Below are 11,145 nucleotides of genomic sequence, written 5' to 3' on the forward strand. Positions count from 1 at the left end.
CAGCGCCGGCTTCGCCGGGCGGCGCTGTTTTCGCCAGGCGAACGAGCAGCGCGCCGGGCAAATCCTGCTATCGTTCCGGTCATTCAGACTCTTGCTTGACTCATTCCTATGGATACCGTCACCCTCCGCGGCCTTGATGCCCTCGCCGGCCAGGGCCTGACTTTCGAAGGCACGACCGTCCGGGCCAGCTTCAGCTTCGCCGACTTCCCGGTGCCGCCCGTGCTCGCGGTCCCGTCCACCTTCGACTGGACCATCGGCACGCGCACCGAGCGGCTGCCCGGCATCGAATACGCGGCCGCCCTCAGTCTCTACGAGGCCTCGCAGCGCGACGTCGGCCAGGCGATTTCCGTGACCGCGAACGTCCCGTACATGGGCGTGATGCATAGCGCCGCCAGTACCCGGTCGGTGACGGTGTTGAACGTGAACGACATGCCGACCGGCGGGCTGCGCATCGAAGGCGACGGCCGCAGCGCGGGCAGCGTGCTGACCGCGGTCAGCAGCATCGCCGACGAGGACGGGATGGGCGAACTCAGCTACCAGTGGCAGGCGGACGGGCAGCTCATCGCGGGTGCCACCGGCCCCACGCTGACGCTGGGGCAGCTTGACGCCGGCAAGACCATCACGGTGGTGGCGAGCTATGTCGATGGCTTCGGCCAGGCCGAGTCGGTCGCCAGCGACGCCAACCCGGGCGCGGTGTTCGTGAACACGCCCGGCAGCTCGCGCGTGAGCGGCACCCTGGCGGCGGGGCAGACGCTGCACGCCGAGGTGGTCGACCCCGACCACGACGGCAAGATCTACTACCAGTGGCAGCAAGGGGACAGCAGCGGCAATTATCGCGATATCGACGGCGCCTGGAGCAGCGACTACAGCGTCGGCGCCGCCGTGCCGGCGGCCATGCGCGTGCTGACGGCCTATGCCGACCGTCATGGGTTCGTCGAAACGCAGGCGCATACGATCGGCAGCGCCGCCGACGACGTCCTGACGGGCGACGGCCTGGTCGAAACCATCATGGCCGGCGACGGCAACGACATCATCCACGGCGTCGGCCGTGGCGACCGGATCGACGGCGGGGCCGGCCTCGATACCTTCGTCACCTTCCATGCGCGCTACCAGTTCTTCCAGACCCCGGACGTGGCGGGGCAGTGGGAGGTCGCGGACATCATCTTCGCCGGCGCCCCTTACCTGCTGACGAAGGTCGAACGCGTGCATTTCGGGAACGGCAGCGACGGCGTGGCGCTCGACTACGAGGGCCACGCAGGCCAGGCCTACCGCCTGTACCAGGCCGCCTTCGACCGCGCGCCGGACAAGGTCGGCCAGGGCTTCTGGATGAACCGCCTGGACATCGGCGTGCGCCTGCTCGACATCGCCGACGCCTTTGTCGCATCGAACGAATTCCGGCAGTTGTACGGTGCGAATCCGACCAACGCCGAGATCGTCGCCAAGTTCTACGAGAACGTGCTCGGTCGCGCGCCCGACGCGGCCAGCCAGTTCTGGATCGACGTGCTGGACAGCCAGCGCGCAACGGTGGCCGAGGTGCTGGTCGGCTTCAGCGAAAGCGCGGAGAACGTGGCGGCGCTGGTCGGTGTGGCAAGCACGGGCATCGATTTCACGCCCTACACGGGCCCGTGATCAGGCCCCGTGGCCGCCTGGATGCCGGTGGCGATGCCCGCCACTACCGGCAGCAGGTTCGCTGCAGATTGCGCCAGGGTGACAGGAAATTTCAGTCAAGCCGGCTAATTGAAATATTATTTCATGGCCTCGTAGCCGCCACGCCCTTGCATCGCGTCACCGTCCGCCGTGCGCGCATTGTTGCCTGGGCCGGTTCCGTGTTAGATTCCTCGCCGGCAAGCACGGCGCCCGCCGCCGGCCGAGACCATACGATAACGACCAAGGACACGAGACCAAGATGCCATCCTCCCGCCAGCGCAGCCTGCGCGCCGTCATCGGCGCATTGTTCATTCCCGCCGCCATCGCCGTCGCCGGCATGCCCAGCGCGGCACTCGCGGCGGCGGCGGCGCAAGCCGCGGTCAAGGCCGACGTCAAGCCGAACAAGGCCTTCGACACCTGGGCCGAGAAGTTCGCCGAGGACTGGGTGCGCCTGAACCCGCAGGGCGCGACCTCGACCCAGTACTTCAGCGGCGCCGAGCAGGCGAAACTGGACCGCGAACTGACGCCCTTGACCCGCGCCCAGCGCCAGAAGACGCTGGCCCTGGCCAAGGCCGGGCTGGCGCGCCTGGACAAGTGGATGGCCGGTCCGCTCGACGCCAACCAGCGCGTCTCGGCCGCCGTCATGCGCTGGTCGCTGCAGAACACGGTGGCCAACGAGCCCTTCGAGGACCACGCCTTCATCTTCTCGCAGTTCAGCGGCGTGCAGGTCGGCCTGGTCAACTTCATGACCACCACCCATCCGCTGCGCAACCCGCAGGACGTCGACAGCTACCTGGCGCGCCTGGAGCAGGTCGGCACCCGCATGGACGAAGCGCTGGCGCGCGGCCGCGAAGCCGCCGCCAAGTCGCTGATCCCGCCGCGCTTCATCCTCGAGCGCGCCCAGTACCAGGTCGACACCTTCCTCAAGCCGGCCGCGAACGAGAACGTGCTGGTCACCTCGCTGGCGCAGCGCACCGAGAAAATGGAAGGCTTGAGCCCGGAAGCACGCAGCGCCGCGCTGGCGCGCGCCGCCCGCATCGTCGACGAGCGTATCCGCCCGGCCTACAAGCGGGTGCAGGACTTCATGCGCGACATCCACCCGCGCACCGGCGACGTGGCCGGCATCTCGCGCCTGCCGAACGGCGCCGCCGCCTATGCGCGCGCGGTCGAGAACTTCACCAGCACCAAGCTGACCCCGAACGAGATCCACGAGATCGGCCTGCGCGAAGTGGCCCGCATCGAAGGCGAGATGGACAAGCACCTGCGCTCGCTCGGCCTCACCGAGGGCAATATCGAAACGCGCATGAAGCAGCTCGACGCGCGCTTCCAGCCGAAGGGCGAGGGCGACCCGCGCCCGGCGATCCTGGCCAGCTACGTCGAGATGGTCAAGGACGCCGAGCGCCGCAGCGCCTCGCTGTTCAACCTGAAGCCGCGCGCGCCGGTGGAGGTGCGCCGCGAGCCGCCGCTGACCGAGCCCTCGGCCGCCGCCCACTACACGCTGCCGGCGCCGGACGGCACCCGCCCGGGCATCTTCTGGGTGCCGATGCGCGGACCCACCTTCGACATGATCCGCATGCGCAGCCTGTCCTACCACGAGGCGGTGCCGGGCCACCACTTCCAGCTGGCGATCCAGCAGGAGCTGACCGGCATCCCGAAATACCGCAGCCAGCGCATCTTCAGCGGCGGCAGCGCCCATGCCGAGGGCTGGGCGCTGTACACCGAGCGCCTGGCGGTGGAGCAGGGCTGGTACGAAGGCGACGTGCCGGGCCTGCTCGGGGCGCTCGGTTCGGAACTGTTCCGCGCGCGCCGCCTGGTGGTCGACACCGGCCTGCACACCAAGGGCTGGACCCGCCAGCAGGCGATCGACTACGGCATCGGCGCCCAGGAAGTCGAGCGCTACGTGGCATGGCCGGGCCAGGCCAACGCCTACATGATCGGCATGCTGCGCATCATCGAGCTGCGCGAAAAGGCGAAGAAGGAACTGGGCGACAAGTTCTCGCTCCCGGGTTTCCACGACCTGGTGCTGGGCGCCGGCTCGGTGCCGCTGGACGTGCTGGGCGAGCTGGTGGACGGCTGGATCGCGAAGCAGAAGAAGGCCTGAGCTGGCGGCGGCAGGCGCAAGCCTGCCGCCGCTCGATGGGTCCATCGGGAACTCGTGCAGCTGCCTGGTGCGCAGCCCGGCATGCTCGCGCAAGGAGACGTGCCTGTAACAATGAATGCGCAAGAGCGCTGAGGGAACATGCTGAAGACGTATTCCGGTCTGAGCCACGCATACGATGGCGGGCTGTCGGCGATTCCGCACTATGTGCTGTATCCCGAGATGATGGCGGCGGTCGGCGCCCATTATGACGAGGCGCCGGTACGGGTACTGGTCTTGGGCGAGAGTCCGTATCTCGCGAGCGTGGAGGAATCCAATACGCCGGCCCTGTGGTATCAGGGGCGCGCGCTGCGCCATGACACATCGTCCCGGAACATCAACGCCCGTGGGATCTTCAATAACGTTATCCTCGGGAAGAATCCCAGCAAGTCGAAAGCGATTTTTCACGCGCTGGCGAACGCGCTCGCCGACTGCGGTATGGCAATGCCGGGAGCCTGCAGCGCCCTGCAGTCGATCGCCTACATGAACTACTTCCAGCGGCCGGCAGAGCGGCCCGGGAAATCGATCCTGGCGTGCGCGCGCGATGGCGAGGAAGCCGATCGTGTCGTCACGGCGGTGGTCGGCATTCTGAAGCCGGACCTGGTGGTGTTCGCCACCAGGCTGGGATGGCGCTATGCCTTGCGCGGGCTTGTCCACCAGTTGAACGAGGCCGGCATCGCGACGGCGAGTGTTCCTCATCCCGCCACGTCGTGGTGGAACCGCACATCCGTTCCAATGAATAACATGACAGGACGAGCATATTTTATCCAGGCGATCGCAGTCGCCAGGAGCAGCCTGGACCCGAACAAGGGGACAGCCGCGCGGACGGAAGGGATTTCATGCTGACGAAGAATGTGACCGCGATCCTGACGTTATGGTCCGCTTGCCATTTCGCTTGCGGCGGGCCTTTGCCCGACACGCAGGCCGCCGGCCTGACCCGCCAACTGCAAACCATCGTCGACGACCCCGCCATCCCGCTGCCCGGCCTGTCGGTGGTTGCGATCCGCGCCGGCGAAGTCGTCTACAGCCGCCAGTTCGGCCACAAGCGCCTGGCCACGGCCGGCGCGCCGGCCCGGCCGATGGACGCGAACACGATGTTCCGGGTCGCCTCGGTGTCGAAGCTTGTCACCGCCCTCGGCGCCATGAAGCTGGTGGAGCAGGGCCGGCTGGCGCTGGACGCGGACGTGAGCGACTACCTCGGCTACCGCCTGCGCAATCCGCACTTCCCGGACCGGGCGATCAGCTTGCGTATGCTGCTCAGCCACACCTCGTCGCTGCGCGACGAGGGCGGCTTCAAGTTTGAGCCCGGGATCGACCTGAAAGAGGTGCTGCTGCCGGGCGGACGCCTGCACGGCAAGGGCGCGATGTGGTCGAAGAATCATGCGCCCGGTTCCTGGTTCGAGTACGTTAACTTCAATTCCGGCATCGTCGCCACCATCATGGAACGCGCCGGCGGCGAGCGTTTCGACCGCCTGATGCGGCGCCTGGTGTTCGATCCGATGGGCCTGAAGGCCGGCTTCTACCTGGCCGACTTCGCCCCCGCGCACATCGACGACGCGGCCACCCTGTACCGGCGGCGCGAAAAGGACGGCGACGAGCGCTGGGACCCGCAGGGCCCCTGGATCGCGCAGTCCGACGACTTCGGCGTCGCGCCGCCGGTGGCGCCGGCGGGTCTGGAGCGCTACGTCGTCGGCAGCAACGGTACCCTGTTCGGCCCGCAGGGCAGCCTGCGCATCTCGGCAAACGAACTGGCGCAGATCATGCTCATGCTGATGAACCAGGGGCAGCACCAGGGCAGGCAGATCCTGCGGCCCGAGACCATCGGCGCCATGCTCTCGCGCCAGTGGACCCTGCGCGAGGCAGCGGGCGGAATCGACAACGGCAACGCAGACAGCGACAACTTCCGCGGCCTGTACCACGCCTGGGGCCTGGGCAACCAGCACTTCGTCGACGCCAGCTTCGTGAAGAACGGCCGCGCCGGCGGCGACCGGCTGGTGGAAGGCGGCGGTTTCAGCGGCGTCGGCCACCTGGGCTGGTCCTGGGGCCTGAACGCCCTGTTCGTATTCGATCCGGCCACGAACGACGGCATGGTCTACGTCGCCAGCGGCGTCGGCGACGACCCCGACCGGCACCCGGGGCGCTTCTCGTCCGAGGCGCGCTTCCAGGAACGCATTACCGATGCCCTCTACCGTGGCGCCATCGCGGCGCCAAGGGAGTGATACCGATGGACCCCAGCTGGCTGGCCGCGATCGCCAAGGCGATGTTCTTCGCCGCCGCCCTGACGCTGACGATGCGCTGGCTGGCGCGCAGCCGCGATCGCCCGCGCCCGCCGGAACTGGACAGGGAGCTCGCCTATCCGCCGGCGATGCTGGTGCTGGCCATCGCCGGCATGGTCTTCTTCAGCGGCGTGACGATCGCCGCCATGATCTGGCCGGACGAGCGGCATCCGGTGCTCGCCGTCCTCATGCTGGGCGGTTTCATCCTGCTTCCCGCGGCCCTGCTGGCCGACTACTTCTTCGCCCGCCACACGGTGTCGGAAGAGGGCATGGCATTCGGCCGCCTGTCCGGCAAACGCGGCGCCTTCCGGTGGGGCGAGGTCAAGCGCGTCCGGTTCGGCCACATGGCTCATTGGTTCAAGCTCGAACTGCAGTCCGGCGAGACCGTCCGGATCTCGGCTTTTCTCATGGGCCTGCCCGCGTTCGCGCACTGCGTGCTGCGCCATGTGCCGGCGGCGCGCATCGACAAGGCGACCCGCGCGCTGCTCGAACAGACCGCCAGGGGGGCCGCGCCCGGCCCCACCTAGCCGGGCGGTATAGCACGGCGCGGGGCGCGGCGGAAAGCCGGTATACTGCGCCGATGCGCATCCAGCTTTTCTCCGACCTGCACCTCGAACGCTACCCGCACTTCGTCCCCGAGATCCGGCCCGACACCGACGTGGTCGTGCTGGCGGGCGACATCGGCTCCTACCAGTCCGGCTCGCGCCTGACCGACACCGACTTCGGCCTGGGGCGCTTTTCCCCGCTGCGGCCCGGCGCCGCGCCGGCACGCGTACTGTACATCCCCGGCAACCACGAATTCGACGGCCTCGACTACGACGAGGCCTATGCCCGCCTGCGCGCCACCTGTACGCAGCTCGGCATCGAATGGCTGGACCGCGAGACGCTCGTGATCGGCCGGGTGCGCTTCATCGGCACCACCTTGTGGAGCGATTTCGACGCCCTGGCCATGCAGGAGCAGGACCTGGGCAAGCAGCTGCAGCGGCGCGAGAAGGCCTTCCGCGCCGCCAACTACTACCTGTCGAAGAACACCACCCTGAAGAACGGCGAGAAGGTGCTGGCCGAAGGCATCCGCGCCATGTCGCTCGACTGCCAGGACTGGCTGCGCGACGCGCTGGCGGCGCCCTTCGACGGCACGACCGTGGTGGTGACCCACTTCGCGCCGAGCCTGGAAAGCGCCGATCCGCGCTACGGCCTCACGCCCGGCACCGCGGGCTTCTGCAATGCGCTCGACGCGCTGTTCCCGCAAGCCCACCTGTGGATCCACGGCCACCTGCACTGCGCCAACGACTACGTGGTGAGCGGCGTCGAGGCCGGCCGGCCCTGGTCGTGCCGGGTGCTCGCCAATCCGCTCGGCTACCTGAGCAAGGGCGAACAGGAAGCGTTCCGGCCAGAGCTGGTGGTCGAGCTCTAGTCCTTGCGGTGGGCGGCGGCGCAGGAGGCCACGCCGGCCAGCAGCAGCGCCAGGGCCGCGGCTTCCAGCCCGTTCGGCCAGCGCGCCTCCCACAGGAAGCCGTACAGCGAGGCGAACACGGTTTCGAACACGATCATTTGTCCCATCAGCGCCATCGGCAGGGTGCGGCTGGCGTAGTTCCATAGCGCGTTGCCGACCACCGAACAGAAGACGCCCACCGCGGTCACCACGCCCACGAACTGCAGCCATTCGGCGCCGGTATGCGCGGCGCTGCCGGGCGCGAAGGCGGGCGCGGCCAGCAGCAGGGCCTGGGCGCCGGTCATGACCCCCACCAGCGAACTCCACTCCTGCCCCGAGATGCCCTTGAGGCGGGCCAGCCAGCGCCGGTTGGCGACGGCGTAGACCGTCCACGACAGCAGCGCCCCGATGGCGCACAGCAGGCCCGGCACCGAGCCCTCGACGCTGCGCAGCGCATCCCAGCCGATGCAGGCCAGCCCGGCGCCGCCCAGCAGCAGCGAGGGCGCGAGGCGCCGCAGCGGCAGCGCGCCGTGCTCGCGCAAGCCGGCCAGGGTCACGGCCAGCGGCAGCAGGCCGATCACGATCGCGGTCATCGCCACGCCGCCCGATTGCACGGCCTGGGCCACGAACAGGTAATACACGATGTTGCCCAGCAAGCTGAGCCAGGCCAGGCCGCGCCAGTCGGCCCAGCTCAGCCCGCGCCGCAGGCGCGGCCAGGCGCGCGCGACCAGCACGGCCGCCACGATGCCGTAGGCGAGGTAGCGGCCGGCCGACAGCTGCAGGGGCGAGAAGCCGGGCGTGAGCTCGGGCGCGAGGAAGACCAGGCCCCAGAAGGCGCCGGCGGTGATGCCGGCGCCGATGCCGCGCTGGGCGGCGTTGGAACTGCTGTAGATCTGTGTGAACATCGAACAATCTCCTGTGAGCGGAGATTGTCGGCCGCGCGGCTGCGCAGTTCTTGACGCTGGCTACTGCGGTGTTGACCGGTTCTCGCGAACCGCCTCAGTGCTGCGGGCGGGCCTTGACCATTGCCTGGACCTTGCGGGCAAACGCGCTGATCTCGAATGGTTTCGCGATCATTTCCATTCCCGGCTCGAGATGACCGTTTCCGACGGCCGCCGTATCGGCGTAGCCGGTGACGAACAGCACCTTGAGTGCCGGGCGCCGCATCCTGGCAAGGTCGGCGACCTGGCGCCCGTTCAGTCCGCCGGGAAGCCCGACGTCCGTGATCAGGAGGTCGATCTGCGCATCCGAGTGAAGGATGTGCAGGCCGGTCGGCCCGTCCTGGGCTGTCAGCACGCGATAGCCCGCGTCATACAGGATTTCTTCGACGATGTCGCGCAGGCTGGGCTCGTCTTCGATGAGCAGCACGGTTTCGCCTTGTCCCGGCTCGAAGGAAACAGGGGGCGCCTGTACGTCTTCCTGCCAATCGCCTTCATGCCTCGGCAGGTACAGGAACATGCTGGTCCCCTTTCCCACTTCGGAATGCACCCGCACCTGGCCACCCGACTGGCGTACGAAACCGTACACCATCGACAGGCCCAGTCCGGTGCCTGCGCCGAGGGGCTTGGTGGTGTAGAAGGGATCGAAGATGCGCGAGATGACTTCGGGAGGCATGCCGGTGCCGGTATCGGCGACGGACAGCAGGACGTAGTCGCCAGGCGGCATGCTGCGTTCCCTGGTGCTGTCGTCGATGCGGACGTTCGCGGTGGCGAGCGTGAGCGACCCGCCGCCGGGCATGGCGTCGCGGGCATTGATGCACAGGTTGAGCAGGGCGTTCTCGAGCTGGGACGGGTCGACTTTCGTCAGCCCGAGATCCGCTTCCTGCATCACGTTCAGGGCGATCGTGGGGCCGACCGACCGGCGCACCAGTTCCACCATGCCGGCGATCAGGCGATTCAGGTCGGTCGGTTTGGGGTCGAGCGTCTGGCGGCGCGAGAAGGCCAGCAGCCTTTGCGTGAGCGAGGCCGCGCGCCGCACCGAGGATTCGCCGATGTCGATATAGCGGTCCAGCGCCTCGTACTGGCCGCGTTGCAGCTTGAGCTTGAGGACCTGCAGGCTGCTGCTGATGGACGCCAGCAGGTTGTTGAAATCGTGGGCCAGGCCGCCCGTCAGCTGACCGACCGCCTCCATCTTCTGCGCCTGGCGCAAGGCTTCCTGCGCCATCGCGAGTTCGGCTTCCTGCGCCTTGTTGGCGCTGAGATCGCGTCCGATGGCGACGAAATTCTCGCCATCGGCTTCCGGCGTCACCGTCCACTCGATATGTTTCCAGCGGCCGTCCCGGGTGGCGATGCGGTTTTCGAAGCGGGCGGGCCGGCGGGTCTCGGCCATCCGCGTGATGGCGTCGAGCGTGCCGGGCATGTCGTCGGGATGCATGAAACTGGCATACGGACGGGTCAGCAGTTCGGCTTCGCTCCAGCCCAGCACATCGGTCCACGCGGGGCTCACGGCCGACATCGTCCCCTGGTAGTTTGCCCGGGCAAGCATGTCCTGCGACAGGTCCCACAGGCGGTCGCGCTCGGCCGTGCGCTGGATCAGCTCGGCTACATGCTGTTTTTCGGTGCTGATATCGCGGCCGGTGGCGTAGGTCATGTCGCCGGCCGGCGCCGCCACCCAGGAGAGCCAGCGGATCGAACCGTCCTTGTGCCGATAGCGATTCTCGATCGTCGGCCGGCCGCCGGCAGCGGCGGTCCGGTATGCGCCGACCGTGGCGGCGTGGTCGTCGGGAAGGACGAAGCGGTTCACGTGGCAGCCCACCAGTTCTTCCGGCTGGTAGCCGAGCAGTTCCGTCCAGGCGGGATTGACGCGCCGGATGAAACCGTCGAAGTCGATCACCAGCATCAGGTCGGGCGAGGTGTTCCACATGCGATCGCGCTCGGCCGTGCGCTCGGCGACCTGGCTTTCCAGGGTCAGGTTGAGCTCCTGCAACCTGGCTTCTGCAATCTTGCGCGCGCTGATGTCCTTGAAGATGATCGCCAGCTGGCGTCTGCTAGCCGGGTCGATGCGGAAGCACGCCACCTCGAGGTGGCGGTCGGTGGCTTCGAGCCGGCGTTCGAAACGCACCGGCTCGCCCGTCTGGAGCACGTTGCGAAACACCGCCACCCAGGCGTCGGCCTCGCTCTCCTTGAGCTTCTCGCGGCCGGTCTTGCCGACGATGTCCGATATCCCGGCATGACGCATGTAGGCGGGATTCGCTTCGAGATGGATGTAGTCCGACAGCGGACCACGGGGGCCGTCGATGAACTCGACGACGCAGAAACCTTCGTCGATCGTATCGAACAAGGCCCGGTAATGTGCTTCGCTATCGCTGAGCTTGAGCCCGTCCTGTTGCCTCATGTCAGTGGCTGCGAAACCAATGGCGGATTGAAATTCGGGCATGACAAGCTCGATATGAATAGGCGCACACGATACCACATTTAACAATCAGTCAAGACGCAAATTGCATTGCCATTGGCGCTGTCATCGTTGACTATGGATGAGGCCGATCGCGATGCGCAGCAATTGCTCGGCAGAGGTGATCCGCTTACCATCGAGCGCCCAGTGCCAGCCCAGGTAGTTGGACAGGTAGCGCGAGGCCACGCCGCGAAAGCGGCTCAACCACTGGCGAAAGCGGCTGTGGTAGGCGTTCACATTCTGGACGTGGATCGCGCCGGCGG

At 67.7% G+C, this 11,145-nt stretch carries 8 protein-coding genes and 1 pseudogene; 6 read left to right on the forward strand and 3 right to left on the reverse strand.

Annotation, left to right across the window (positions count from 1 at the left end):
• Positions 1-108: 108 nt before the first annotated feature.
• The 6 genes from AB3347_RS20715 (at position 109) to AB3347_RS20740 (ending at position 7,474) form a co-directional block, all read left to right on the forward strand.
• Positions 109-1,629 carry a DUF4214 domain-containing protein gene (locus tag AB3347_RS20715; RefSeq protein WP_369093603.1) on the forward strand — a complete coding sequence of 507 codons (1,521 nt, stop codon included), beginning with the start codon at positions 109-111 and terminating at the stop codon, positions 1,627-1,629.
• Positions 1,630-1,906: 277 nt separating this feature from the next.
• Positions 1,907-3,748, forward strand: a complete 1,842-nt coding sequence (locus AB3347_RS20720; RefSeq protein ID WP_369093604.1) for a DUF885 family protein — start codon at positions 1,907-1,909, stop codon at positions 3,746-3,748.
• Positions 3,749-3,886: 138 nt separating this feature from the next.
• Positions 3,887-4,630 carry a hypothetical protein gene (locus AB3347_RS20725; protein ID WP_369093605.1) on the forward strand — a complete coding sequence of 248 codons (744 nt, stop codon included), beginning with the start codon at positions 3,887-3,889 and terminating at the stop codon, positions 4,628-4,630.
• On the forward strand, positions 4,624-6,003 hold the full coding sequence (locus AB3347_RS20730; protein WP_369093606.1) for a serine hydrolase domain-containing protein: 1,380 nt from the start codon (positions 4,624-4,626) through the stop codon (positions 6,001-6,003). The genes AB3347_RS20725 and AB3347_RS20730 overlap by 7 nt, the downstream gene beginning before the upstream one ends.
• A 5-nt stretch (positions 6,004-6,008) precedes the next feature.
• A complete protein-coding gene (locus AB3347_RS20735) occupies positions 6,009-6,587 on the forward strand; it encodes a PH domain-containing protein (protein WP_369093607.1) in 579 nt (192 codons plus the stop codon).
• Positions 6,588-6,640: 53 nt separating this feature from the next.
• Complete coding sequence (locus AB3347_RS20740) at positions 6,641-7,474, forward strand: metallophosphoesterase (protein WP_369093608.1); 834 nt, start codon at positions 6,641-6,643, stop codon at positions 7,472-7,474.
• On the opposite strand, the gene AB3347_RS20745 is transcribed toward AB3347_RS20740, so the two are convergent.
• From AB3347_RS20745 to AB3347_RS20755, 3 genes and pseudogenes are all read right to left on the reverse strand, one after another.
• The gene (locus AB3347_RS20745; RefSeq protein ID WP_369093609.1) at positions 7,471-8,397 is read right to left on the reverse strand and encodes a DMT family transporter; all 927 of its coding nucleotides are present in this window, start codon (positions 8,395-8,397) and stop codon (positions 7,471-7,473) included. The two genes, AB3347_RS20740 and AB3347_RS20745, sit on opposite strands and share 4 nt — an antisense overlap.
• 94 nt (positions 8,398-8,491) lie before the next feature.
• Complete coding sequence (locus AB3347_RS20750; RefSeq protein WP_369093610.1) at positions 8,492-10,825, reverse strand: PAS domain S-box protein; 2,334 nt, start codon at positions 10,823-10,825, stop codon at positions 8,492-8,494.
• A gap of 123 nt (positions 10,826-10,948) precedes the next feature.
• A pseudogene (locus AB3347_RS20755) lies at positions 10,949-11,145 on the reverse strand (IS1595 family transposase); the annotation flags it as partial.

The sequence above is a fragment of the Massilia sp. X63 genome (genome assembly GCF_041023745.1).
Lineage (GTDB): Bacteria > Pseudomonadota > Gammaproteobacteria > Burkholderiales > Burkholderiaceae_D > Telluria.

What these genes read in the sequence shown, in the direction of transcription:
- AB3347_RS20715 (WP_369093603.1), top strand. Translation starts at nt 109, where the DNA reads ATGGATACCGTCACCCTCCGCGGCCTTGATGCCCTCGCCGGCCAGGGC.
- AB3347_RS20720 (WP_369093604.1), top strand. Translation starts at nt 1,907, where the DNA reads ATGCCATCCTCCCGCCAGCGCAGCCTGCGCGCCGTCATCGGCGCATTG.
- AB3347_RS20725 (WP_369093605.1), top strand. Translation starts at nt 3,887, where the DNA reads ATGCTGAAGACGTATTCCGGTCTGAGCCACGCATACGATGGCGGGCTG.
- AB3347_RS20730 (WP_369093606.1), top strand. Translation starts at nt 4,624, where the DNA reads ATGCTGACGAAGAATGTGACCGCGATCCTGACGTTATGGTCCGCTTGC.
- AB3347_RS20735 (WP_369093607.1), top strand. Translation starts at nt 6,009, where the DNA reads ATGGACCCCAGCTGGCTGGCCGCGATCGCCAAGGCGATGTTCTTCGCC.
- AB3347_RS20740 (WP_369093608.1), top strand. Translation starts at nt 6,641, where the DNA reads ATGCGCATCCAGCTTTTCTCCGACCTGCACCTCGAACGCTACCCGCAC.
- AB3347_RS20745 (WP_369093609.1), bottom strand. Translation starts at nt 8,397, where the DNA reads ATGTTCACACAGATCTACAGCAGTTCCAACGCCGCCCAGCGCGGCATC.
- AB3347_RS20750 (WP_369093610.1), bottom strand. Translation starts at nt 10,825, where the DNA reads ATGAGGCAACAGGACGGGCTCAAGCTCAGCGATAGCGAAGCACATTAC.